Annotated in this window: 20 protein-coding genes and 2 pseudogenes; 13 read left to right on the top strand and 9 right to left on the bottom strand. The window is 69.7% G+C overall.

Annotation, left to right across the window (positions count from 1 at the left end; all coding sequences use genetic code 11):
- Positions 1–79: 79 nt before the first annotated feature.
- The 3 genes and pseudogenes from QF035_RS33445 to iolC form a co-directional block, all read right to left on the bottom strand.
- Positions 80–298 (bottom strand): annotated as a pseudogene (locus QF035_RS33445) (5-deoxy-glucuronate isomerase); the annotation flags it as partial.
- A 39-nt stretch (positions 299–337) separates the two neighbouring features.
- A complete protein-coding gene (locus tag QF035_RS33440) occupies positions 338–1,216 on the bottom strand; it encodes a Cgl0159 family (beta/alpha)8-fold protein (RefSeq protein WP_307531627.1) in 879 nt (292 codons plus the stop codon).
- An 80-nt stretch (positions 1,217–1,296) separates the two neighbouring features.
- Positions 1,297–2,268 (bottom strand): 5-dehydro-2-deoxygluconokinase, encoded by a 972-nt coding sequence (gene iolC / locus QF035_RS33435; protein ID WP_307524174.1) that lies wholly within the window; start codon positions 2,266–2,268, stop codon positions 1,297–1,299.
- Positions 2,269–2,391: 123 nt separating this feature from the next.
- Here iolC and QF035_RS33430 point away from each other — a divergent pair, with 123 nt between their 5' ends.
- Together QF035_RS33430 and QF035_RS33425 are read left to right on the top strand one after the other, a co-directional pair.
- Positions 2,392–3,321: a sugar phosphate isomerase/epimerase family protein gene (locus QF035_RS33430; protein ID WP_307524172.1), complete on the top strand. Its 930-nt coding sequence runs from the start codon at positions 2,392–2,394 to the stop codon at positions 3,319–3,321.
- Positions 3,322–3,588: 267 nt separating this feature from the next.
- Positions 3,589–3,789, top strand: coding sequence for a helix-turn-helix transcriptional regulator (locus QF035_RS33425; protein ID WP_307524170.1), 201 nt, complete (start codon positions 3,589–3,591; stop codon positions 3,787–3,789).
- Between the two features lie 79 nt (positions 3,790–3,868).
- Here QF035_RS33425 and QF035_RS33420 read toward each other — a convergent pair whose 3' ends face one another.
- Positions 3,869–4,912 (bottom strand): zinc-dependent alcohol dehydrogenase family protein, encoded by a 1,044-nt coding sequence (locus QF035_RS33420; protein ID WP_307524168.1) that lies wholly within the window; start codon positions 4,910–4,912, stop codon positions 3,869–3,871.
- Between the two features lie 242 nt (positions 4,913–5,154).
- Here QF035_RS33420 and QF035_RS33415 point away from each other — a divergent pair, with 242 nt between their 5' ends.
- From QF035_RS33415 to QF035_RS33405, 3 genes are all read left to right on the top strand, one after another.
- Positions 5,155–6,105: a PrsW family intramembrane metalloprotease gene (locus tag QF035_RS33415; RefSeq protein WP_307524167.1), complete on the top strand. Its 951-nt coding sequence runs from the start codon at positions 5,155–5,157 to the stop codon at positions 6,103–6,105.
- 72 nt (positions 6,106–6,177) lie between these two features.
- On the top strand, positions 6,178–6,417 hold the full coding sequence (locus QF035_RS33410; RefSeq protein ID WP_269649508.1) for a heavy-metal-associated domain-containing protein: 240 nt from the start codon (positions 6,178–6,180) through the stop codon (positions 6,415–6,417).
- A 25-nt stretch (positions 6,418–6,442) separates the two neighbouring features.
- Positions 6,443–8,716, top strand: a complete 2,274-nt coding sequence (locus QF035_RS33405) for a heavy metal translocating P-type ATPase (protein ID WP_307524165.1) — start codon at positions 6,443–6,445, stop codon at positions 8,714–8,716.
- Between the two features lie 609 nt (positions 8,717–9,325).
- Here the strand turns inward: QF035_RS33405 and QF035_RS33400 are convergent.
- Positions 9,326–10,615, bottom strand: coding sequence for a citrate synthase (locus QF035_RS33400; protein WP_055615570.1), 1,290 nt, complete (start codon positions 10,613–10,615; stop codon positions 9,326–9,328).
- A 582-nt stretch (positions 10,616–11,197) separates the two neighbouring features.
- The gene (gene recD2, locus QF035_RS33395; RefSeq protein ID WP_307524163.1) at positions 11,198–13,468 is read right to left on the bottom strand and encodes an SF1B family DNA helicase RecD2; all 2,271 of its coding nucleotides are present in this window, start codon (positions 13,466–13,468) and stop codon (positions 11,198–11,200) included.
- Positions 13,469–13,665: 197 nt separating this feature from the next.
- On the opposite strand from recD2, the gene QF035_RS33390 reads away from it, so the two are divergent.
- The gene (locus QF035_RS33390) at positions 13,666–14,298 is read left to right on the top strand and encodes a class I SAM-dependent methyltransferase (protein WP_307524161.1); all 633 of its coding nucleotides are present in this window, start codon (positions 13,666–13,668) and stop codon (positions 14,296–14,298) included.
- A gap of 83 nt (positions 14,299–14,381) precedes the next feature.
- Here the strand turns inward: QF035_RS33390 and tnpA are convergent, their stop codons facing one another.
- Entirely contained in the window at positions 14,382–14,810 is a 429-nt protein-coding gene (tnpA, locus tag QF035_RS33385; protein WP_307524159.1) for an IS200/IS605 family transposase, read from the bottom strand.
- 83 nt (positions 14,811–14,893) lie between these two features.
- On the opposite strand from tnpA, the gene QF035_RS33380 reads away from it, so the two are divergent.
- The 4 genes and pseudogenes from QF035_RS33380 (at position 14,894) to rbsD (ending at position 19,535) form a co-directional block, all read left to right on the top strand.
- Positions 14,894–16,156: an RNA-guided endonuclease InsQ/TnpB family protein gene (locus tag QF035_RS33380; protein WP_307531625.1), complete on the top strand. Its 1,263-nt coding sequence runs from the start codon at positions 14,894–14,896 to the stop codon at positions 16,154–16,156.
- Between the two features lie 243 nt (positions 16,157–16,399).
- Positions 16,400–18,166 (top strand): annotated as a pseudogene (locus QF035_RS33375) (ABC transporter permease/substrate-binding protein); the annotation flags it as partial.
- An 80-nt stretch (positions 18,167–18,246) separates the two neighbouring features.
- The gene (locus QF035_RS33370) at positions 18,247–19,146 is read left to right on the top strand and encodes a ribokinase (RefSeq protein WP_307524157.1); all 900 of its coding nucleotides are present in this window, start codon (positions 18,247–18,249) and stop codon (positions 19,144–19,146) included.
- Positions 19,143–19,535: a D-ribose pyranase gene (gene rbsD, locus QF035_RS33365; protein ID WP_307524155.1), complete on the top strand. Its 393-nt coding sequence runs from the start codon at positions 19,143–19,145 to the stop codon at positions 19,533–19,535. The genes QF035_RS33370 and rbsD overlap by 4 nt, the downstream gene beginning before the upstream one ends.
- Positions 19,536–19,809: 274 nt before the next feature.
- Here rbsD and QF035_RS33360 read toward each other — a convergent pair whose 3' ends face one another.
- Positions 19,810–21,132 (bottom strand): serine hydrolase domain-containing protein, encoded by a 1,323-nt coding sequence (locus QF035_RS33360; RefSeq protein WP_307524153.1) that lies wholly within the window; start codon positions 21,130–21,132, stop codon positions 19,810–19,812.
- Here QF035_RS33360 and QF035_RS33355 point away from each other — a divergent pair.
- Positions 21,131–21,640 (top strand): hypothetical protein, encoded by a 510-nt coding sequence (locus QF035_RS33355; protein WP_307524151.1) that lies wholly within the window; start codon positions 21,131–21,133, stop codon positions 21,638–21,640. The genes QF035_RS33360 and QF035_RS33355 overlap by 2 nt on opposite strands.
- A 60-nt stretch (positions 21,641–21,700) precedes the next feature.
- Here the strand turns inward: QF035_RS33355 and QF035_RS33350 are convergent, their stop codons facing one another.
- Positions 21,701–22,498 (bottom strand): sugar phosphate isomerase/epimerase family protein, encoded by a 798-nt coding sequence (locus QF035_RS33350; protein WP_307524149.1) that lies wholly within the window; start codon positions 22,496–22,498, stop codon positions 21,701–21,703.
- A 99-nt stretch (positions 22,499–22,597) separates the two neighbouring features.
- On the opposite strand from QF035_RS33350, the gene QF035_RS33345 reads away from it, so the two are divergent.
- Positions 22,598–23,182, top strand: coding sequence for an IS607 family transposase (locus tag QF035_RS33345; protein WP_307524147.1), 585 nt, complete (start codon positions 22,598–22,600; stop codon positions 23,180–23,182).
- Positions 23,179–24,675 (top strand): IS607 family element RNA-guided endonuclease TnpB, encoded by a 1,497-nt coding sequence (gene tnpB / locus QF035_RS33340; protein ID WP_307524145.1) that lies wholly within the window; start codon positions 23,179–23,181, stop codon positions 24,673–24,675. The genes QF035_RS33345 and tnpB overlap by 4 nt, the downstream gene beginning before the upstream one ends.
- Positions 24,676–24,721: the final 46 nt, after the last annotated feature.

Below are 24,721 nucleotides of genomic sequence, written 5' to 3'. Positions count from 1 at the left end.
AGATCCGCCACGTCATACGTCTGAACGGGCCTTACGTCTCTATGGCCCGTCCGCCAATGTGCGGCCGTGCACACCCGATGACGGGGACCTCCGGCGCGGGGCCGTAGCGGGCGGGGAGTCGTCGCTCGCACTTCGCTCCTGCCAGGGCGAAGCGGCTTCCCGCGCCGGAGGCGATCAGGACCCGGGCGGGACGGGGGGCATGCGCGAAGTCGGTGACTCCGGCGAACACGCCCTCCCTGCCCGGGAGTTCAAACACTTTGTCCTCTTTATTCCCCTCTGTGCGCACAGTACAACCGCCGCCGGGGAGGTGTGGCTCGTCGGTCATGTCGGCTTCCCCTCACAGCAGCCCGACGGCGGTGTCGACCGCCGCCCCGACATCGCCGTCGGCCGGGTAGAGCAGCGAGCGACCGACCACCAACCCCTGCACGGTGGGCAGTTGGAGGGCGCCGCGCCATTTCTCGTACGCGCCCTCCTGGTCGGCGCCGACCTCTCCGCCGAGCAGGACGGCCGGGAGCGTGGAGGTCTCCATGACGCGGGCCATGTCGTCCGGGTTCTCCGTGACGGGGAGCTTCAGCCAGGTGTACGCCGAACTGCCGCCCAGGCCGCTCGCGATGGCGATGGACCGGGTGACGGCGTCGGCGCCCAGGCCGTTGCGGAGGGTGCCGGTGGTGGGGTCACGGCGGCTGAGGAACGGCTCGACGAACACGGGGAGCCGGCGCTCGGCCATGTCGTCCACGGCACGGGCCGTCGACTCCAGGGTGGTGAGCGAGCCCGGGTCGTCGTAGTCGATCCGCAGCAGCAGCTTGCCCGCGTCGAAGCGGAGCCGCTCGATGTCCCGCGGGCGGTGTCCGGTGAACCGGTCGTCCAACTCCCAGGCCGCACCCGCGAGTCCGCCCCGGTTCATCGAGCCCATGACCACCTTGTGGTCCAGCGCGCCGAGCAGCAGCAGGTCGTCGAGGATGTCGGCGGTCGCGAGCACGCCGTCGACTCCCGGGCGGGAGAGAGCGAGGCAGAGCCGTTCGAGCAGGTCGATCCGGTTGGCCATGGCGAGCCTGCGGTCGCCCACGGAGAGGGCTCCGCGGGCGGGGTGGTCGGCGGCGACGATCATCAGCCGCCCGGACTCACCGAGGAGCGGCCTTCGGGGCCGCCGCGCGGCGGCCTCCTCGACGGCTTCGGGGCGCTGGGCCCGGATCCGGACGAGTTCCGAGATGTCGATGCGCGTCGGGGCGCCCGCCGCGGAGGCGTACGCCCCCGTGGCGCCCTCCTCGCGCCGGCCGGCCCCCTCGTATCCCGCTCTCACAGCACCGCCCCCGCCTTCAGGGCCTGCTCGACCTCCGCCGGGGTCGGCATGGCGGAGGAGCACTCCAGGCGGGACGCGACGATGGCGCCGGCGGCGTTGGCGTGCCGCATGATCCGCTCCAGGTCCCAGCCCGCCAGGAGGCCGTGGCACAGGGAGCCGCCGAACGCGTCGCCCGCGCCCAGTCCGTTGAGGACCGTCACCGGGAGGGGCGGGACCTCCGCCGACTCGCCCTTGCGGTTCACGGCCAGGACGCCCTTGGGGCCCTGCTTGACCACGGCCAGCTCGACACCCGCGTCCAGGAGGGCGCGGGCGGCCGCGTGGGGCTCGCGCACGCCCGTCGCGACCTCCACCTCGTCGAGGTTGCCGACGGCGACCGTGGTGTGGCGCAGGGCCTCGGCATAGAAGGGCCGGGCGGCCTCTGGATCACTCCAAAACATCGGCCGCCAGTCCAGGTCGAAGACCGTGGTGCCGGACTTGGCGCGATGGGCGAGGGCCGCGAGCGTCGCCGTACGGCTGGGCTCCTCGCTCAGGCCCGTACCCGTGACCCAGAAGATCCGGGTGTCGCGGATGGCGTCCAGGTCCAGTTCGTGGGCGTCGATCTCCAGGTCGGGCGCCTTGGGGAGCCGGTAGAAGTACAGCGGGAAGTCGTCCGGCGGGAACACCTCGCAGAAGGTGACCGGCGTCGGCAGCCCGGGCACCGGCGTCACCCAGCGGTCGTCGACCCCGAAGTCCCGCAGCGCCTCGTGCAGATACGCCCCGAAGGGATCGTCACCGGTCCGCGTCACCACGGCCGTACGCCGCCCGAGCCGAGCCGCCGCGACCGCCACGTTGGTCGCCGAACCGCCGAGGAACTTCCCGAAGGAGGTCACCTGCGGGAGCGGCACCCCGGTCTGCAGCGGGTAGAGGTCCACGCCGATCCGCCCCATGGTGATGAGGTCGTACGCACTGGACTCCGCCGACTCGGCCATCGAGTTCCCTTCGTATCGGTTGACCCAAGGTCTAGCGGCGCCCGCAGAGCCCTGTCAATTGGTTGTCCGGACATTCGGACCAGGCCTTGACACCTCTCCCCGGCGGACCTGAAGCTGGCGCTCATGACGTCGTTGTCGCCTCAGTCATCGCCTCAGTCCTCACTGTCGCGCATCCGCATCGGCTCGGCCCCCGACTCGTGGGGCGTGTGGTTCCCCGACGACCCCCAACAGGTCCCCTGGCAGCGGTTCCTCGACGAGGTCGCCGAGTCCGGATACGAGTGGATCGAGCTGGGCCCGTACGGCTATCTGCCGAGCGAGCCGGCCGTCCTCGCGGACGAGACCGCCCGCCGCAACCTGCGGGTATCGGCCGGCACGGTCTTCACCGGGCTGCACCGCGGCCCGGACGTGTGGGACGCCACGTGGGCCCATGTCTCGGACATCGCCGCGCTCACCCAGGCGATGGGCGCCGAACACCTGGTCGTCATCCCGTCCTTCTGGCGGGACGACAAGACCGGCGAGGTCCTGGAACCCGACACGCTCACCGCCGAGCAGTGGCGCCACCTCACCACGCAGACCGAGCGGCTCGGGCGCGAGGTGCGCGAGCGGTACGGGCTGAAAATCGTCGTCCACCCGCACGCGGACACGCACATCGACAGCGAGGAGAACGTGGCGCGTTTCCTCGACGGCACGGACTCGTCGCTGGTCTCGCTGTGCCTGGACACCGGCCACTACGCCTACTGCGGCGGCGACAGCGTCAAGCTCATCGAGACGTACGGGGAGCGGATCGGGTACCTCCACCTCAAGCAGGTGGATCCCGAGATCCTGGCCGACGTGCGGGCGAACGAGGTTCCGTTCGGGCCGGCCGTGGCGCGTGGCGTGATGTGCGAACCGCCGTCCGGGGTGCCGGCGCTGGAGCCGGTACTGGCTGCCGCGCAGAAACTGGACGTGGAGTTGTTCGCCATCGTCGAGCAGGACATGTATCCGTGCGAGCCGGACAAGCCGTTGCCCATTGCTCAGCGCACGCGGGCGTTCCTGAGGTCCTGCGGAGCGTGAATCGGCTGCGGGCCGGTGGGGGCTTGTCGCGCAGTTCCCCGCGCCCCTAAAGGGGCGCGATGCGTCAGCCGTGTCACAAAAGACCGCTTCCTGTCACACATGTCGCGTGTACGCGGGTCTTGCGTCACACCCGGGCGACAGGCACTACCCGGCGATCACGCTGTGTCGTTGAGCGGGCACAGGCTTTGTGATCGCCAGCGCAGTGCCCGGCTCCCCCGACGGCCGCCCCTCGGCCGCCGCTGTGGCGCGCGCAGGGAGGTGCAACTCATGACCGACCGAAGGCTCTGGTCGTACAAGGAGATCGCGGCGCACATCAAGGTGCAGCCGGACACCGTGCGGTCCTACCGCAAGCACGGGCTGCTGCCCCCGCCCGACCACGTGGAGAGCGGCAAGCCCTACTGGTACGCCGACACGGTCCGCGCCTGGGCCGCCTCGCGGCCCGGCAACAGAGGCCGCAGAGACGACTGATCAGCTCCCGGCACGCCAACTCGGTCCCCGCACGGCAGACGTGCGGGGACCTTCTCATGTCGGCCCGGGAGCGAGCACCTCACGCCCACGGCTCGATGATCGTCACTCCCGCCCCCGGCGCCGTCCCCATCTCCGCCAGCGCGGCGGGGGCCTCGTCCAGCGGAATCGTGGACGTCACCAGGAGGTCGGGGCGCAGCAGCCCGGCCCGTACGGACTCCAGCATCGGCGGGTAGGCGTGGGCGGGCATGCCGTGGCTGCCGAGGAGTTCGAGTTCGAGGCCGATCACCCGGGACATCGGCAGTGTCGGGTCCTGCGGCAGCAGGCCGACCTGGACGTGCCGGCCCCGGCGGCGCAGGCTGCCGACCGACGCCGCGCAGGTGGCCGGAGAACCGAGGGCGTCCAGGGACAGGTGGGCGCCCCCGCCTGTCAGTTCACGGACGGCCTCCGCCGTCTCCTCGGGCCGGGCGTCCCGGGACACCGCCACGCACTCCGCCGCCCCGAACTGCCGTGCCAGCTCCAGCGCCCGGGGCGAGAGGTCGACCGCGACGACCCGTGCGCCGGCCGCCGCGGCGATCATCACGGCGGAGAGCCCGACCCCGCCGCAGCCGTACACGGCCACCCACTCCCCCGGCGCCACCCGCCCCTGCGCGACGACCGCACGGAACGCCGTGGCGAACCGGCAGCCCAGCGAGGCCGCCGTCCCGAAGGACAACTCGTCCGCCACGGCGACGAGGTTCACGTCGGCGTGGTCCAGGGCCGCGAACTCGGCGAACGACCCCCAGTGCGTGAACCCCGGCTGGGTCTGCCGCTCGCACACCTGCTGATCGCCCGCCGCGCAGGAGGCGCAACTGCCGCAGGCGCAGACGAAGGGCACGGTGACGCGGTCGCCGGGGCGCCAGCCGGTCACCAGGCCGCCCACCGCCTCTACTGTTCCGGCCAGTTCGTGTCCGGGCACGTGCGGCAGGGTGATGTCCGGGTCGTGACCCTGCCAGCCGTGCCAGTCGCTCCGGCAGAGGCCGGTGGCTGCCACCCGGACCACGACGCCGTGGGGCGCGGGTGCCGGGTCCGGGACGGTTCGCAGTTCGGCCGGCTTTCCGTATTGCTCGAACACCACTGCGCGCATGTGGTTTGCCCCTCCGCCGTTGGCACGTGGATCACTGTTCCCGAGCGAACGCTGGACGCCCCGCGGGGAGCACCGATTTTGCCTGCGGGTCCGTGGGGGCTGGGCGCGCAGTTCCCCGCGCCCCTATCGGGGCCCGGCCTGCATATGCCAGAAAGGCGCATAACAACCACTTGCCACAAAGTGCGGACAAATCTTCCGAGGCCGGCTCTCCGAGTCGCACTTTCGAGTCCGAGGGACCTGTCGTGACCCAGCCCCCGCCGCCCGGCGCACCCCGAGCGCGCATCCCCGGCCCTCAGCAGCCCCCTCCCTCCTATCCGCGGACCCGCACCGGGCTGTGGCGGCGGTGCCTGTGGGGCGGGCTCGCGCTCTGGGGACTCGGCACGCTCGTCACGTACGCGACCGGGAACACCACCCTGCTGCCGACCCTGATCCTGCTCGGCAGCTTCCTGGTCCCGGTCGTCTTCGTGCTCTGGGCGTACGAGCACCACGGCCGCGATCTGGGCGTGAACGTGATCCTCGGCTGCTTCCTGACCGGTGGCGTACTGGGCGTGCTCGGCGCCTCGGTGATGGAGTACTACCTGCTCCATCCGTCCCTCTGGATGTTCGTCGGGGTCGGGCTCATCGAGGAGGCGGTGAAGGCGGCCGCGCTGATGTTCGTACTGCGCCGGCAGACCCGTATCCGCGGACTGCGCGCCGGACTCGTGCTCGGGGCGTCGGTCGGGTTCGGGTTCGCGGCCCTGGAGAGCGCGGGGTACGCCTTCAACGCGGCCGTCTCGACCGAGGGCATCGATCTGCGGGCGCTGCTGGAGACCGAGATCCTGCGGGGCGTGCTCGCCCCCTTCGGGCACGGCCTGTGGACGGCGATCACGGGCGCGGTCCTGCTCGCGCACCGCCGCCCGAGCGGACACTTCGCGTTCACCGCCCCGGTCGTCGGCACGTACGTCGGTGTCGCGCTCCTGCACGCCCTGTGGGACTCGACACACGGCATCGCGCTCTGGCTGGTGGCGCGGCTGACAAGTGCGCCGCTCAACCCCGCACTGTTCGGGCCGGGTTACCTGCCGGCCGTGACGGACCAGCAGAAACATCTCTTCACGCTGTTCTCGGTCGGTGGCACGGTCGCCGTGTCGTTGATGGGCATCGCCTGGGTGCGTTCGCCGGCCCGTCGCGACCCCTCTTGGCGAAATACCCCCTAGGGGTACGGTGTGGATAGTGTGAGGCTCTCGTGGGCCACGCACGCCCCACACGTCTCGACGAGGAGCAACGACATGACCGCCCAGACCGACACCCCGGGCTCCCTCACCACCGTCTATCAGGTGAGCGGGATGAGCTGCGGACACTGCGAAGGCTCGGTGTCGAGCGAGATCTCCGAGATCGCCGGTGTCACCTCGGTGAAGGCCGTCGCCTCCACCGGCGAGGTGACCGTGGTCTCCGCCGCCCCGCTCGACGAGGAGGCCGTGCGCGCCGCCGTCGACGAGGCCGGCTTCGAGCTCGTCGGCAAGGCCTGACACCGGCGAAACCCGGAGCACGGAGATGACCAGCACCACCGCAACCACTCCGATAGGCGCGACCTCCGAGGTCGAGCTGACGATCGGCGGAATGACCTGCGCCTCCTGCGCGGCCCGCGTCGAGAAGAAGCTCAACCGCATGGACGGGGTCACCGCCACGGTGAACTACGCGACGGAGAAGGCGAAGGTCTCGTACGCGCAGGGGGTGCTGGTCACCGACCTGATCGCCACGGTGGTGAAGACGGGGTACACGGCCGAGGAGCCGCCCCCGCCGAGGATCGAGCCGCCGGAGGCCGACGCCGGAGAAGCGGTCGAGCCGGACCCCGAGCTGTCCTCCCTCCGCGAGCGCCTCACCGTCTCCGTCCTCCTCGCCCTCCCCGTCGTGCTGCTGTCGATGGTCCCGGCGCTGCAGTTCGACAACTGGCAGTGGCTGGCGCTCACTCTCGCCGCGCCCGTCGTCGTGTGGGGCGGACTGCCCTTCCACCGGGCGGCGTTCACGAACGCCCGGCACGGCGCGGCCACCATGGACACGCTCGTCTCGGTCGGCACGCTGGCCGCGTTCGGCTGGTCCCTGTGGGCGCTCTTCTTCGGCGACGCGGGGATGGAGGGCATGCGGGACGAGGGCTTCTCGCTCACCGTCTCCCGTACGGAGGGCTCGTCGGCCATCTATCTCGAAGTCGCCGCCGGAGTCGTCGCCCTCATCCTCCTCGGCCGCTATCTGGAGGCCCGCTCCAAGCGCCGCGCGGGTGCCGCCCTGCGCGCCCTCATGGAGCTGGGCTCGAAGGACGTCTCGGTCGTACGGGACGGCCGTGAGGTCCGCGTTCCAGTGGCCGCTCTGGCCGTGGGCGACTGTTTCGTCGTACGGCCCGGGGAGAAGGTCGCCACGGACGGCACGGTCGTCGAGGGTTCCTCGGCGGTCGACGCGTCCATGCTGACCGGCGAGTCGGTGCCGGTGGACGTGACGGTGGGTTCGGCCGTCACGGGCGCGACGGTGAACGCGGGCGGACGGCTCGTCGTCGAGGCGACCCGGGTCGGCGCGGACACCCAGCTCGCGCGGATGGCACGGCTGGTCGAGGACGCGCAGAACGGCAAGGCCCAGGTGCAGCGCCTCGCCGACCGGGTCTCCGGCATCTTCGTACCCGTCGTGCTGCTGATCGCGGTCGGCACGTTCGGGGGCTGGCTCGGTGTCACCGGTGACATGGCCGCCGCGTTCACCGCGGCCGTCGCCGTGCTGATCATCGCCTGCCCGTGCGCCCTGGGCCTCGCCACCCCGACCGCGCTCATGGTCGGCACCGGCCGCGGCGCCCAGCTCGGCATCCTCATCAAGGGCCCCGAGGTCCTGGAGTCCACCCGCCGCGTCGACACGGTCGTCCTGGACAAGACCGGCACGGTCACCACCGGCCGCATGACCCTCCAGGAGGTGTACGCGGCCGACGGCACCGACGAGGAGCGCGTGCTGCGGCTCGCGGGGGCCCTGGAGCGCGCCTCCGAGCATCCGGTCGCCCGGGCGGTCGCCGCGGGCGCCGAGGCCCGCACAGGCCCTCTGGCGGCCGTGGACGGCTTCGAGAACGTGGCCGGGCTCGGTGTGCGCGGCACGGTCGAGGGCCACGAGGTCCTCGTCGGGCGGGCCCGCCTCCTCGAAGAGGCCGGGATCGCGCTGCCCCAGGAGCTGGTCACGTTCAAGACGCGGGCCGAGGAGGACGGACGTACGGCGGTGGCCGTCGCCTGGGACGGAGTGGCACGCGGTGTCGTCACCGTCGCCGACGCGGTCAAGGAGACCAGCGCGGAGGCGGTACGCGCCCTGCGCGCCCTGGGCCTGCGGCCGGTGCTGCTGACCGGGGACAACCGGACCGTCGCCGAGTCCGTGGCCCGCGCGGTCGGCATCGACACCGCCGACGTGATCGCCGAGGTACTGCCGCGGGACAAGGTCGACGTGATCGAGCGGCTGCGGAGCGAGGGGCGGACGGTGGCGATGGTCGGCGACGGCGTCAACGACGCGGCCGCGCTGGCCACCGCAGACCTGGGCCTGGCCATGGGCACCGGCACGGACGCGGCGATCGAGGCGAGCGACCTGACACTCGTACGGGGGGATCTGCGGGTGGCCGCGGACGCCATCCGGCTGTCCCGGAAGACCCTCTCCACGATCAGGGGAAACCTCGTCTGGGCCTTCGGCTACAACGTGGCGGCGCTGCCGCTCGCCGCGGCCGGACTGCTGAACCCGATGATCGCGGGCGCGGCCATGGCCTTCTCCTCAGTGTTCGTGGTGACGAACAGCCTGCGGCTCAGGGCATTTTCATGACGAAGAGGTAAGAGTCCCCCTAGAGTCCGGCACACGCCTTCACATAAGCTCTTCACAAGGCTCGCGCATCATCCTTACGCTTGGGTTCCGGTAGCGATATCGGAGCGCTTGCGCATCTTCAGGACATACGCAAGAGACGCAGATCACAGTGATGTGAACGTAACCATCGAAGGGGTTCGTGAGTCTAGATTGACGATGTCAGAGACGTCTTGGGGGGCGAATCTGACATCTGGGGACGTCTTGGGGGACGTTCTCGGAATTGCGTTGCCGGGGCACGTACAGCGGGGAGCTTTGAGCGGCCCTCCCGTACGTACGGGTCCCGGCAGACCGCAGCTCACCAGTCCGACCAGTTTTGCTCGTTTTGCTCGCAGCGACTCAGGCGCTGCCTTCAGACGCCCGGCCGGATCCCGTGGGGGGAATCCGCACCGGGACATGGGAAGGCGCCCCGATCTACGGCCCGTGGGGGGACCGTAGCGGGGCGCCTTCTGTTATCCGTACGACTTGTGCAACTGAGGAGGGGGCGTCCCTGGCCAGGGACGCCCCCTCCTCTTTCAGGGGCGCGGGGAACTGCGCGACCAGCCCCCGCGGACCTGCAGACGAACGAACTGCCTAACGCTCTTCAACAGGAACGAAGTCCCGCTCGACAACACCCGTGTAGATCTGGCGCGGGCGACCGATGCGCGAACCCGGCTCCTTGATCATCTCGTGCCACTGGGCGATCCAGCCCGGCAGGCGGCCGAGGGCGAACAGGACCGTGAACATCTCGGTCGGGAAGCCCATGGCCCGGTAGATCAGGCCGGTGTAGAAGTCCACGTTCGGGTAGAGGTTGCGCGAGACGAAGTACTCGTCGGAGAGCGCGTGCTCCTCCAGCTTCAGCGCGATGTCCAGCAGCTCGTCGGACTTGCCGAGGGCCGAGAGGACGTCGTGCGCCGCGGCCTTGATGATCTTGGCGCGCGGGTCGAAGGACTTGTACACCCGGTGGCCGAAGCCCATCAGGCGGACGCCGTCCTCCTTGTTCTTCACCTTGCGGATGAAGGAGTCGACGTCGCCGCCGTTGGCCTTGATGCCTTCCAGCATCTCCAGGACCGACTGGTTGGCGCCGCCGTGCAGCGGGCCCCAGAGGGCGCTGATGCCGGCGGAGATCGAGGCGAACATGTTCGCCTGCGACGAGCCCACCAGACGGACGGTGGAGGTCGAACAGTTCTGCTCGTGGTCCGCGTGCAGGATGAGCAGCTTGTCGAGCGCGGAGACGACGACCGGGTCCAGGTCGTACTCCTGGGCGGGGACCGAGAAGGTCATGCGCAGGAAGTTCTCGACGTACCCGAGGTCGTTGCGCGGGTAGACGAAGGGGTGACCGATGGACTTCTTGTACGCGTACGCCGCGATCGTCGGAAGCTTGGCGAGAAGACGGATCGTCGAGAGGTGACGCTGCTTCTCGTCGAACGGGTTGTGGCTGTCCTGGTAGAACGTCGACAGGGCGCTGACCACCGACGACAGCATCGCCATCGGGTGGGCGTCGCGCGGGAAGCCCTGGTAGAAGCGCTTGACGTCCTCGTGCAGCAGGGTGTGCTGCGTGATCTCGTTCTTGAAGACGGAGAGCTCGTCGACCGTGGGCAGCTCGCCGTTGATCAGCAGGGAGGCCACCTCAAGGAAGGTGGAGCGCTCGGCCAGCTGCTCGATCGGGTAGCCGCGGTAGCGGAGGATGCCCTGCTCACCGTCGAGGTAGGTGATGGCGGATTTATAGGCGGCGGTGTTTCCATATCCGCTGTCCAGCGTCACCAGACCGGTCTGGGCGCGGAGCTTCCCGATGTCGAAGCCCTTGTCGCCGACGGTGCTGTCGATCACCGGGTAGGTGTACTCGCCGTCGCCGTACCGCAGTACTACAGAGTTGTCGCTCACGTCATCCCTCACCGACGTTGTGCCTCTTCTTCGAGGTGCCCTGACTGTCTCTACCATCCCCCATTTGGCGCAGGAGAGTGCACTCGGGGTCGACCATTGGGCCTATTGGCGGCACTCAGTGCCGCCAACCTGTTCATCCTGCCCGGTTCCTCCTTCTTCCGAAAGTGCCGTGTGACGTTTCCGACTCGTTTGATCGATCATTTTTTGCGGGTGTGGCTTGGGTGGGGCTGGTCGCGCAGTTCCCCGCGCCCCTAAAGACGCGCCAGCCGTGTGGTGTCTGGTCGGGGCCGCGACGGGGCATCCGATCGCAGCTGTGTCATCCCGCACCCATTGGTTGCCCATCAGAGGTCGTGCTGCGATCGGATGCCCCGACACGACCCCTTCGGCCGGAGGGCGACTGCCGGAGGGTGGGGGCGGGCCCCTTCAGGGGCGCGGGGAACTGCGCGCTCAGCCCCCGCCGGGCCGGCAGATGCGCACCGTCCTCGGCCACGCTCGTTGGGGGCGCGGGGAACTGCGCAATCTTTTGGCTTTTAGGGGCGCGAGGAACGGCGCGAGCAACCCCCGCCGGGGCGACGGGTGAGGTCAGTCCGGGAGCCGTGTGCCGGAGAGGCGGTGGGCCAGGGCCGTGCAGCGGCGGCCGGCGGAGACCGTGCGGACGGCCTGGCCGAGGGCCTTGCGGGAGCCGACAAGGACCACGATCTGCTTCGCACGGGTGACGGCCGTATACAGAAGGTTGCGCTGGAGCATCATCCAGGCCCCCGTGGTGACGGGGATGACGACGGCGGGGTACTCACTGCCCTGGGACCGGTGGATCGTCACCGCGTACGCATGGGCCAGCTCGTCGAGTTCGTCGAACTCGTACGGGACCTCCTCGTCCTCGTCCGTCAGGACGGTGAGGCGCTGGTCGTCGAGGTTGAGGGAAGTCACCACCCCCACCGTGCCGTTGAAGACGCCGTTCTCGCCCTTGTCGTAGTTGTTGCGGATCTGGGTGACCTTGTCGCCGACCCGGAAGACGCGGCCGCCGAACCGCTTCTCGGGCAGGTCGGGGCGGGCCGGCGTGATGGCCTGCTGGAGAAGGCCGTTGAGGGTGCCTGCGCCTGCGGGGCCGCGGTGCATGGGCGCCAGGACCTGGACGTCACGCCGGGGGTCCAGCCCGAACTTGGCCGGAATGCGCCGCGCAGCCACATCCACCGTCAGGCGCCCCGCCTCCTCCGTGTCGTCCTCGACGAAGAGGAAGAAGTCCTTGAGGTTGTCGGTGATCGGATGCCGGCCCGCGTTGATCCGGTGAGCGTTTGTCACCACTCCCGATTGCTGGGCCTGACGGAACACCCGGGTGAGACGGACCGCCGGCACCGGGCCTCGCTCGGCGAGCAGGTCGCGCAGCACCTCGCCCGCGCCCACACTCGGAAGCTGGTCGACGTCCCCGACGAAGAGCAGATGCGCCCCCGGAGGGATCGCCTTCACCAGCTTGTTGGCGAGTAGGAGGTCCAGCATCGATGCCTCGTCCACGACCACCAGGTCGGCGTCCAGGGGGCGGTCCTTGTCGTATGCCGCGTCGCCGCCCGGCTTCAGCTCCAGGAGCCGGTGCACGGTGGAGGCGTCCGCGCCGGTCAGTTCGGCAAGTCGCTTGGCTGCGCGCCCTGTCGGCGCGGCCAGCACGACCTTGGCCCGCTTCGCCTTGGCCAGCTCCACGATCGAACGGACCGTGAAGGACTTGCCGCAGCCGGGGCCGCCCGTGAGCACCGCGACCTTCTCGGTGAGGGCGAGCCGGACCGCCGCCTCCTGCTCGGGGGCCAGCTCCACCCCCGTACGGTCCTTGAGCCAGGCCAGCGCCTTGTCCCACGCCACGTTCCTGAAGCCCGGCATGCGGTCCTCGTCCGTACGCAGGAGGCGCAACAGCTGGGCCGAGAGCGACAGTTCGGCTCGGTGGAAGGGGACCAGGTAGATGGCGGTGACCGGTTCGCCGCCGTCCAGGCCGGGCACGCGCTCCCGTACGACACCCGGCTCCTCGCTCTCCTCGGACGGCGCCGCCAGTTCCGCCAGGCACTCGATGACCAGGCCCGTGTCCACCTGGAGCAGTTTCACCGCGTCCGCGATCAGCTGCTCCTCCGGGAGGAAGCAGTGGCCCTGGTCGGTGGACTGCGAAAGGGCGTACTGCAGACCGGCCTTGACGCGCTCCGGGCTGTCGTGCGGGATGCCCACGGACTGGGCGATCTTGTCGGCGGTGAGAAAGCCGATGCCCCAGACGTCGGACGCGAGCCGGTAGGGCTGGTTCTTGACCACCGAGATCGACGCGTCGCCGTACTTCTTGTAGATGCGGACCGCGATCGACGTCGACACCTCGACGGTCTGGAGGAAGAGCATGACCTCCTTGATCGCCTTCTGCTCCTCCCAGGCCTCGGCGATCTTCTTGGTCCGCTTGGGACCGAGCCCGGGCACCTCGATGAGCCGCTTCGGCTCCTCCTCGATGATCTGGAGGGTGTCCAGGCCGAAGTGCTGCGTGATGCGGTCGGCGAAGATCGGGCCGATGCCCTTCACCAGGCCGGAGCCGAGGTAACGGCGTATGCCCTGGACTGTGGCCGGCAGAACCGTCGTGTAGTTCTCCACCGTGAACTGCTTGCCGTACTGCGAGTGGGAGCCCCAACGCCCCTCCATACGCAGGGACTCCCCCACCTGCGCACCGAGCAACGCCCCGACGACCGTGAGGAGATCACCGCCACCTCGACCCGTGTCCACCCGGGCCACCGTGTAGCCGTTCTCCTCATTGGCGTACGTGATCCGCTCCAGCACGCCTTCCAGAACCGCCAGGTTCCGCGCCGCGCTCTCGGCCTGGGTCCCCGCCTGATTGGACATGATCCGACGTTACCGCCCACGTCTGACAGCGCGGGGCGAGCCGTCGGCAGTGCCTGGCCGCCGGAACCGAGAGGACGTTCCCAGGCCCTTATGACTCTTGACCTTGCCCAAAGGTGAAGGCCGACAGTGTCTGTGGCGACCATGCCGGCGAGCTGAGCGCGCTTGGCTCTGACCGAACCCGGATGCGAGGAACCCGCATGGATGACGACGCTCTCCTGGCAGAGCAGATGGCCTACTACAGGGCCGGCGCAGCCGAATACGACCGGCCCTATGCGGAGCGCGAAGACCTGCAGGAGTTGCTGGCTGTCATGGATGACCTCCCGATTGCCGGGGATGTGTTGGAGTTGGCCTGCGGAACAGGCCAGTGGACCGCGCTGCTCGCCGTGCGGGCTCAGTCGGTGACGGCTGTCGACGCGGCAGCCGAAGTGTTGGCCCTCGCACGTGCGCGCACCGCGTCCCCCGCCGTCCAGTTCCTTGAGGCCGACCTGTTCGAATGGCAGCCGCCACGGCGCTACGACACTGTGTTCTTCGCCTTCTGGCTCTCCCATGTCCCGCCGACGCGGTTGCCCGACTTCTGGAACACCGTCGCCGCCGCAGCCGCAGAGGAGGAAGTCCTCGCGAACGAGCCGGCCCCAGCGGCGCTGCGCCGGCTCGATGACGGCAGCCAGTACCGCATCGTGAAGGTGTTTCACGATGCCCGGACACTCACGGACGACCTCACAGCGCTGGGATGGTCGGTCCGCATCAAGCCCCTGGCCGGGAACTTCATCGGCATTGCAGAACCGCCGACCACCGCCGGCCAAGAAGGCGCACCCTCGGCAGCATTCTGAGCCGTGCGGTGAAGATGCCGTGCTTGATACGTCACTGGGCCAGGAACTGCGTTATACGGGTTGGTACTGGTGGCATCAGCCGACTACACGGGGCGCTGCTGATTCTCGATGTACTGGCGTACAACGGTCAGTGGTGCCCCGCCGCAGGAGCCGGCGAAGTAGGAGCCGGACCAGAAGCGTCCGCCCCACAGGTGGCGGCGTACATGTGTGCCGTACTCCTTGCGCAGGTAACGGGAGGAGACGCCCTTGAGACTGTTGACCAGCTTGGAGAGCTGGACGGTGGGCGGATAGTGCACCAGCAGGTGCACGTGGCCCTCTCCGCCGTTGAACTGCTGCAGTTCGGCCCCGAAGTCCGTGCAGACCTCGTGCATGATCTCCTCGCAGCGCGTCAGCATCTCGTCGGTGAGCGCCCCATGCCGGTACTTGGTGACAAAAACCAAATGAACATGAAGACTATCGATCACATGACGACCAGCTCTGACATCGAGATTCGGCGTCCATCTAGGTGACATAAACCAAATGCTACAGTGATCACGTGAGTAGCGAACTCGCATGGGAGAAGCGGCAGTTCGGGCACCGTGCCCGACTGGCACTGATGCCTGCGCAGGCCCGGCTCCTGGACGACCAGGCCCACGCCGCCCGTACGACGTGGAATCTGTTGCACGACCTGTGGACGATGACACCCAAGTGCCAGCGGTCCCTGTCCCGCATGGACGCGGCTGTGCGCCGGGCTCGCAAAGAGATCGAATGGCTCGGCGTCCTGCCCGCGCAGGCCGCGCAGGCAGTCCTCAAGACCTATGTCCAGGCTTGGAAGAACTGCTGGGACGGGCGCGCCGAAGAACCAAACTTCAAGGCCCGTATCCGCACGGTGATGTCCGTGGACATCCCCCAGGGTCGGGACCTGAACATCACCCGCGTGCACCGCCGCTGGGACATGGTCAACATTCCCAAAATCGGCCGCGCCCGGTTCCGCTGGACCAGGGATCTCCCCGTCGGCAAGCACGCCAACAAGGAGAACCGCATCACCGGGGCCCGGCTGGTCAAGGACGCCCTTGGGTGGCACATCGCCTTCCGCGTACAGACCTTGGAGGTCATGCCCGAGCCCCACCAGGGGCCCGAGGTCGGCATCGGCGCTGGGGTGAACCTGCCCCTCGCCCTGTCTGACAGCAACCACCAGGACCACGGCCGCCACGCCCGCACCGAGGGCGGAAAAGCCGACCGGGACAAGTGGCTGACCGCCGAGGAAAAAGCCAAGTTGCTCCGCCTGGAGCAGCGGGCCGCCCACCGCAAGAGCTTCCGCAAGCCGAAAGAACACAGCTCGAACCGGCTGCGGAACACTTACGACCAGATCAAGCAGCTCCGCGCAACAGCCACGCGCCGCGCCGCTGACTGGCAGCACAAGACCACCACCAACCTCGCCCGCACGTACGGCACGGTCGTGGTGGAAGCACTCAACATCGCGAACATGGTCAAGTCCGCCAAGGGAACCATCGAGCAGCCGGGGAAGAACGTCGCGCAGAAGTCCGGCCTGAACCGTTCCATCAGCCAGGAGGCATGGGGCCGTACCGTGACGATGCTGACGTACAAGACCGCCCGGTACGGGGGGACCCTGCACAAGGTCCCCGCCCCGAACACCTCCCTGCGCTGCTCCGCCTGCGGCTTCATCACACCCGGAAGCCGGGAGGACCAGGCCACGTTCGTATGCAAGAACCGGGACTGCGGATGGTCGGGCCATGCCGACTGGAACGCGGCCCGGAACGTCTTGCACCTGTACCGGATGGGCCGCGCGCTCATCCCGGCTGCTGGGAGAGCAGTCGTCAGGCGCACTCGTGGCGTCAAGCCCACCACCGCAAGGTAGGTAGGAATCTCCCTCCTGAGGCTTGCCGAAGGAGGGAGAGCACTTCAACAGGAGTTCAACCTGGTCCCCGATCTGACGGTCGCCGAGAACATCTTCCTCGGCCGCCAGCCGCGTCGCTTCGGGATGATCGACCGGAAGACGATGGAGGCTGACGCCGCCGTGCTCCTGGAGCGGGTGGGCGTGAACGTGTCCCCCCGCGCGCGGGTGCGTGAACTCGGTATCGCGCGTCTCCAGATGGTCGAGATCGCCGCCTTCGGTGTGACCTTCGTGATCGTCTCGGCGGGCATCGACCTGTCGGTCGGTTCCGTCGCCGCGCTGTCCGCCACCGTCCTTGCCTGGTCGGCGACTTCGGAGGGCGTACCGGTCTGGATCGCGGTGATCCTCGCGATCGCCACCGGCATAGCCTGCGGCCTGGTCAACGGCGTCCTGATCTCGTACGGGAAGCTGCCGCCGTTCATCGCGACGCTCGCCATGCTGTCGGTGGGCCGCGGTCTGTCGCTGGTGATCTCGCAGGGCAGCCCGATCGCGTTCCCCGAGTCCGTCTCGCACCTCGGTGACACGCTCGGCGGCTGGCTGCCGGTGCCGGTCCTCGTGATGATCGTCATGGGGCTGATCACGGCCCTGATCCTGGGGCGTACGTACATCGGGCGTTCCATGTACGCGATCGGCGGCAACGAGGAGGCGGCCCGTCTCTCCGGTCTGCGGGTGAAGAGGCAGAAGCTCGTCATCTACGCGCTGTCCGGTCTCTTCGCGGCCGCCGCGGGCATCGTGCTCGCCTCGCGCCTCTCCTCCGCGCAGCCGCAGGCCGCGCAGGGCTACGAGCTGGACGCGATCGCCGCGGTCGTCATCGGCGGCGCCTCCCTCGCGGGCGGTACGGGCAAGGCGTCCGGGACGCTGATCGGCGCGCTGATCCTGGCGGTGCTGCGCAACGGCCTCAACCTCCTCTCCGTGTCGGCGTTCTGGCAGCAGGTCGTCATCGGCGTGGTCATCGCGCTGGCGGTGCTCCTCGACACCGTGCGACGCAAGGCCGGGGCGACTCCGGTCACGGCCGGTGCCGGGGGCTCGTCGGGCCTCAAGGGGCCACAGGCCGTCAAGTACGCGCTCGCCGTGGTCCTCGTGGCGGCGATCGTGGGCGGGCTGAGCCTGTTCAACAACGGCTCGTCCTCGTCGAACCCGAAGGTCGGCCTGTCCCTCTCCACCCTGAACAACCCCTTCTTCGTACAGATCAAGGAGGGTGCGCAGGCGGAGGCGAAGAAGCTCGGCGCCGACCTGACCGTCACGGACGCGCAGAACGACGCCTCGCAGCAGGCCAACCAGCTGCAGAACTTCACCAGCGAGGGCGTCGACTCGATCATCGTCAACCCGGTGGACTCGGACGCGGCGGGCCCGTCGGTGCGCTCCGCGAACAAGTCCGACATCCCCGTCGTCGGCGTCGACCGTGGCGTCAACAAGGCGGAGACGGCCGCGCTCGTGGCCTCCGACAACGTCGAGGGCGGCAAGCTGGGCGGCAAGGCGCTCGCCGAGAAGCTGGGCGGCAAGGGCAAGATCGTCATCCTGCAGGGTCTGGCCGGTACGTCCGCGAGCCGTGAGCGCGGCGCGGGCTTCGCCGAGGGCCTCAAGGCCTACCCGGGCATCGACGTCGTCGCCAAGCAGCCGGCCGACTTCGACCGCACCAAGGGCCTCGACGTGATGACGAACCTGCTCCAGGCCCACCCGGACGTCCAGGGCGTCTTCGCCGAGAACGACGAGATGGCGCTCGGCGCGGTCAAGGCGCTCGGCTCCAAGGCCGGAAAGTCCGTCCAGGTCATCGGTTTCGACGGCACGCCCGACGGTCTGAAGGCTGTCAAGGAGGGCACGATGTACGCCTCCGTGGCACAGCAGCCGAAGGAACTCGGCAGGATCGCGGTGGAGAACGCGCTGCGGGCGGCCGACGACAAGGAGGTCCAGAAGACGGTGAAGGTTCCGGTGAAGGTGGTCACGGCGAAGAACGTGGACGAGTTCACCGGCTGACCCCGACCGATGTCGAGGGGCGGGTGGACGGCGGCTGCCGTCCACCCCGCCCTCAACTCACCCCCACAGGGAGACTGTTCATGTACGACTACGACCTGCTGGTCGTGGGATCGGCCAACGCCGACCTCGTCATCGGTGTCGAGCGGCGGCCGGGCGCCGGGGAGACCGTCCTCGGCTCCGACCTGGCCCTCCACCCGGGCGGCAAGGGCGCCAACCAGGCGGTCGCCGCCGCCCGGCTCGGGGCGCGTACGGGTCTGCTGGCCCGGGTCGGCGACGACGCGCACGGCCGGCTGCTGCTCGACTCGCAGCGGGCGGCCGGGGTCGACACGGCCGGGGTCCTCGCCGGCGGGGCGCCCACCGGGGTCGCGCTGATCACGGTGGACCCGTCCGGCGACAACAGCATCGTCGTGTCGCCCGGCGCGAACGGCCGCCTCACCCCGGCCGACGTCCACGCGGCCTCGGCCCTGCTCGCGGCCTCCCGGGTGGTCTCGGCCCAGCTGGAGATCCCGCTGGAGACGGTCGTGGAGGTCGTACGCGGTCTGCCGTCCGGCACCCGATTCGTACTGAACCCGTCCCCGCCCCGGGAGTTGCCCGAGGAGGTGCTCGCGGCCTGCGATCCGCTGATCGTGAACGAGCACGAGGCGCGGGTGGTGCTCGGCGCCGACGCGGGCGACACGCCCGAGCAGTGGGCCGAGGCGCTCCTCGCGCTCGGTCCGCGCTCGGTGGTCGTCACCCTGGGCGAGGAGGGCGCGCTGGTCGCCGACGCCTCCGGCACGGCCCGGGTGCCGTCCGTGAAGGTGAACGCCGTGGACACGACTGGCGCGGGCGACTCGTTCACCGCGGCGCTGGCCTGGCGCCTCGGCGCCGGGGAGTCCCTCGCGGACTCGGCGGCGTACGCGGCCCGCGTGGGCGCCGTCGCCGTCACCCGTGAGGGCGCTCAGGCGTCCTTCCCCACCGCCGAAGAGGTTGCCGCACTGTGAAGAAGGCCGGAATCCTGAACCGTCACCTCGCGGGTGCGATAGCCGAGCTGGGTCACGGCGACGGCGTACTGATCTGCGACGCGGGCATGCCCATCCCGGCCGGGCCGAGGGTGGTGGACCTCGCCTTCCGCGCGGGCGTCCCGTCCTTCGAGGAGGTCCTGGAGGGCCTGCTGGAGGAACTGGTCGTGGAGAGTGCCACGGCGGCGAAGGAGGTACGGGAGGCGAACCCGGAGGCGTCCGCGCTGCTGGCCCACCGCTTCCCCTACGCGCTGACCCATGTCTCCCACGAGGACCTGAAGATCCTCTCGGCGAACGCCCGCCTGATCGTGCGGACCGGCGAGGCCCGCCCGTACGCGAATGTGCTGCTGCACTGCGGGGTCTTCTTCTAGGCCCCGGTGAGCCCTGGGCATGAGTGCCCGGACAAGCTTCGAGCCGGACAAGCTTCGAGGGGGCCCGGTCCGTCGACCGGGCCCCCTCGGTTTCCCCTCCCCCAAAACCAGAACCCCCGCGATCCCCCCGGATCCCCCTCCAGAAGTCCTGATGCCAAGTACGACCCACGGAGTGCGGGGAGGGTTGCACGGTCTCTTGAGATTTTTTTGAGGTCCGACGAGGGGGCTGATGCGAGGCCCGTCGGCGCCGGTCCCGCCGGAGACGGTCGCTGCCTCAGTCGCCCTCGGCGCGGACCCGGTCGGCGATGCCCAGGGTCAGCTTCTCCGCCTGGTCCTCGAGGTTCCACTTGCCGTCCTGGTAGGCGTGGTTGCTCACCCAGTACACGAGGACGCCGTCGCGCAGCGACCTCGTGAGGACCGCCAGCGACCAGTCGTTGCCCCCGTCGTGCCACACGACGCGCCCTTCGGGGCTCTCTCGGACGGCCCAGCCGTATCCGTACCAGCCCTCGTCGGAGTCGGGCACCCGCACGCGGGGCGCGAACAGCTTCTGCCTGGCCCGCTCCGGCAGGACCGCGTCACCCGAGAGGGCCCGGTGCCAGCGGAACATGTCCTCGGCGGTGGAGAGCATTCCGCCGTTGCCGCGCAGGTTCCAGTACGGCCCGTCGGCGGCCCAGGGATGGTCGAGGGGCCTGCCCTTGCTGCGCCCCTTGCTGTCGTACTCCACCGCGACCAGGTGCCGCGGCCACCGGGGCAGTACGTATCCGGTCCGCTCCATCCCCGCCGGACCGAACAGCTGCCGGGCGAGGAACGGCTCGTAGCCCTCCCCGGACGCCTTCTCGACGATCGCGGCGAGCAGGCTGTAGCCGGTGTTGGAGTAGTGGAACTCCTTCCCCGGGGCCGACTGCGGCTTCGACGCCAGGGCCTGGCGCACCATCTCGTCGCGGGAGACGGGGTCGTAGTCGTCGCCGAGCCCCTCGACCAGGCCCGATGTGTGCGTGAGCAACTGCTCGATGGTGATGTCCTGTTTGTCCTCGGGGACCGGGCCGAGGAACCGGCTGATCCGGTCGCTCACCCGCAGCCGGCCCATCACCTCCAGCTTCAGGATCGCGGCGGCGGTGAACTGCTTCGTGATCGACATGACGTCGTAGACCGTGCGGCAGCTCGCGGGGGTACCGGCCGCGCGGTCCGCCGTCCCGAAGCCTCCGCAGTACGCGAGTTCGTCGCCGCGTGCGGCGATCACGGTCCCGCCGGGACCGGCGGGAATGGTCCGGCGCAGGAAGTCGGCGACCGACTCCCCGTCGCGCGCCTTCGCGGCGGACCCGGCGGCCGGCCGCTCCTTGGCAGGCACTTTGGCGCGCTCCTTGCCTGGCCCGGCGGCGCGTTCTTCGGCGCAGGCACCCAGCGTCAGCAGGGTCGCCAGGGCGGTGACGGCGACGGCGGTACGGCGGCAGCGGGGCAGACCCATATGACCTATGACCTCCAACATCGGGAATCCGCACCGAGGTTGACCGCCGCCGTCGCCGTTCCTCAAGCTGTCAGGGTGTTCGAGCTTGTGCGAACCCGTGTACGTCCAGCTCACCAGGGGGACCACCGTCATGCCCACCGCACCGCCCATCCCGCCGGACACCGACGCGGCCGCCTTCGTGGCGGCACTGCGGCGCCTCAAGGCGTGGTCGGGCCTCAGCTATCGCCGGCTGGAACGCCGGGCGGCGGAGGCGGGCCACTCCCTGCCGTACTCCACGGCGGCGACCATGCTCGGCCGGGAACGGCTGCCCCGCGAGGAGTTGGTCGCCGCGTTCGTCGCGGCATGCGGGATTCGGGGCGCCGAGGCGGAGGCGTGGCTGGACGCGCGCACCGGCATCGCGTGCGGGCCGCCGCCTGCGCTTGTGCCTGTGCCGGTGCCTGTGGACGCCACACCTGCGTCCGTGCCTGTGGTCGCCACGCCCTTGAACACCGCACCGGCGCGCACCAGGCCCTGGCGCGCGCGTTGGACCCTCGTCGCTGCGGCTGCGCTAGTCACCGCGCTCCTCGGCGGGGCGTCGGCGTCCGGTGTCTTCACCGACGACGAAGAGGTGCACGAGACGCGGACGTCGGTCCGCCTGTGACGGGGTCACGGGCGGACCGACGTCCGCGGTCCGGGGCGTATGGAACGGTACGGCCGTTCCTCAGGCCGCGTGTTCCACGAACCGTGCCGCCGTCTCGGCGAGGACCTCGCGGCCGTCCCTCGCCCACAGCCCGTCGTTGAACAGTTCGACCTCGATCGGGCCGGTGTAGCCGGCCGCCTCGACGTACGCCTTCCACTCGCGCATGTCGATCGAGCCGTCGCCGATCTGACCCCGGCCGTTCAGGACGCCCTCAGGCAACGGGGTTGTCCAGTCGGCGAGTTGGAAGGTGTGGATGCGGTCGCCGGCACCCGCGCGGGCGATCTGTGCGGGGGCCTGGTCGTCCCACCAGATGTGGTACGTGTCGACCGCGACGCCGACCTGGTTCGCGGGGAAGCGTTCCGCCAGGTCGAGGGCCTGGGTGAGGGTCGAGACCACACAGCGGTCGGAGGCGTACATCGGGTGCAGCGGCTCGATGGCCAGCCGGACACCGTTGGCGGCCGCGTACGGGCCCAACTCCCCCAGCGCGTCCGCGATGCGCTCCCGCGCGCCGTGGAGATCCTTCGAGCCCGCGGGGAGGCCGCCCGAGACGAGGACGAGCGTGTCCGTGCCCAGGGTGGCCGCCTCGTCGATGGCGCGGCGGTTGTCGGCCAGGGCCTCGGCGCGTTCGGCCGGGTCGATGGCCGTGAAGAAGCCGCCGCGGCAGAGGGTGGTGACGTCCAGACCTGCGTCGCGGACCAGCTTGGCCGTCTCCTCCAGGCCGTACGTCTGGACCGGTGCACGCCACAGGCCGACGCCCGGTACGCCCAACTCCAGGCAGGCCCCGACCAGTTCGGGCATCGAAAGCTGCTTGACCGTCATCTGGTTGATGCTGAAACGGGAGAGGTCGCCGAGGGGGTGAACAACAGTCGCATTTTTCATCAGTAGTTATCTGCCTTCATCAGCTTTTATCCTGATTGCGTGAAGCTTTCCGAGTGGGCGGCGCGCAACGGCGTGCACTACCAGACCGCGTGGAGCTGGGCGAAGGAGGGCCGTATGCCGGTCCCTGTTGCGCAGACGCCGTCCGGTATGTGGCTGGTCGAAGAGTCCACTCCCGAGGTCGCTGGGCGGACGGTGGCGTACTGCCGTGTCTCGACCGGCGACCAGAAGATGGATCTCGACCGGCAGGTCTCCCGTGTTGTTCAAGGAGCAGGCGGGCTGGGGCTCGCCGTTGCCGAGGTTGTGACCGAAGTCGGGTCGGGATTGGAAGGGAAGCGGCGGAAGCTGCACCGTGTCCTGTCGGACCCGGCCGTTACCGTCATCGTCGTGGAGCATCGCGACCGGCTGGCCCGCTTCGGCGTCGAGCATCTGGAATCGGCACTGTCGGCTTCTGGCCGGCGCCTGGTGGTGCTCGACCCGCAGGAGACGACCAGCGACCTGGTTCGGGACATCACCGAAGTCCTCACCTCGATGTGTGCCCGGCTGTATGGGCAGCGGGCGGCGAAGAACCGGGCGGCACGCGCTATCGCCGAGGCCACCGCCCCGGCGGCGGAGACGACCGGGTGAGCGGGGTGGAGCCTGCCGGGAGCGAGAAGAAGAAGCGCCGGGGGTTCGAGGCGCGGCCCGGCTTTCACGTCGTGGGCCACAGGCTCGCCCTCGACCCCAACGCGTCCGCCCTGCAGGCCCTGGCCTCGCATTGCGGGGCGGCGCGGGTCGCCTACAACTGGGCGGTGCGGTATGTACTGGCGAGTTGGTCGCAGCGCGCAGCGGAGGAGACCTACGGCGTCCCCGAGGCAGAGCGCGTTCCGTGGCGGTCATGGTCGCTGCCGTCGTTGCGGAAGGCGTTCAACGATGCCAAACACACCGACCCGTTCCTGCGGGAGTGGTGGGCGCAGAACTCGAAGGAGGCCTACAACACCGGCCTCGCGAACGCTGCCGCCGCGTTCGACAACTACGCCAAGTCCCGGCGTGGCGAGCGCAAGGGCGCCCGGGTGGGCAGGCCCCGTTTCAAGCCGAAGCGGAAGTCTCGTCCGGCGTGCAAGTTCACCACCGGCACCATCCGCCTCGATGACCGGCGGCATATCGTCCTGCCCCGCCTCGGCCGGATCCGCCTCCACGAGGACGTCCAGCCTCTCGTAGACGCGATCACCGAAGGCGGGATGCGGATTCTGTCGGTGACGGTGCGGTTCGAGCGGGGCCGCTGGTTCGCGGTCCTGCAGACCGAGGAACGCCACACCATCACCCCTGCCACCCGGCCCGGCACGGCAGTCGGGATCGACCTCGGCGTGAAGACCCTCCTCGTCACGGCGGACTCGGCCGGCGAAGTCCGCGAAGTCGCGAACCCCAAGCACTTCGACCAGGCCCTCACACAGCTCCGGAAGGCCTCCCGGACCGTCTCCCGCCGACGCGGCCCGGACCGGCGCACCGGACAGGCCCCGTCCCACCGCTGGGAGAAAGCCAACGCGGTCCGCAACCGGGTGCACCACCGGGTGGCGAACCTGCGGGAAAACCATCTCCACCAGGCCACCGCGCGTATCCCCGCCGAGTACGGCACCGTCGTGGTCGAGGACCTCAACGTCAAAGGCATGGTCCGCAACCGGCGTCTGTCCCGCCGAATCTCCGACGCGGCGTTCGGGGAACTGCGGCACCAGCTCACCTACAAGACCCAGCGCCACGGTGAACGCCTGATCGTCGCCGACCGCTGGATGCCCTCCTCGAAGACCTGCTCCCGCTGCGGTGTGGTGAAAACCAAGCTGCCCCTCGGCGTGCGTGTCTTCGAGTGCGACGCCTGCGGACTCGTCCTGGACCGGGACGCGAACGCAGGCCACAACCTGGCCGCCCTCGCGGCGGCCAACCGTAAGACGGGTACCGGAGTGGCCGGAGACCCGGGCCCCACCCTGATGGTGGTGCCGAAGCCTCGTGGAGCCAAGCAGAAGACCCGCACCGCCCGAACCCGCAAGGGGACGGGCACGCGGGCGGCTGGCGCAACACCCCGCCAGGGGACGGAAACGAGAGATCGTCGACAGGACACCAGGCGCGAGCAACTCGCGCTCTGGTGACACCGTCACGAACCTTCCGTGCGGAAACGCCCGGAATGCTGAGAGT

The sequence above is a fragment of the Streptomyces umbrinus genome, assembly GCF_030817415.1.
Classification (GTDB): domain Bacteria; phylum Actinomycetota; class Actinomycetes; order Streptomycetales; family Streptomycetaceae; genus Streptomyces; species Streptomyces umbrinus_A.
Note: the sequence above shows the minus strand (reverse complement) of the source record. Positions and strands in the feature narration are given on the sequence as shown.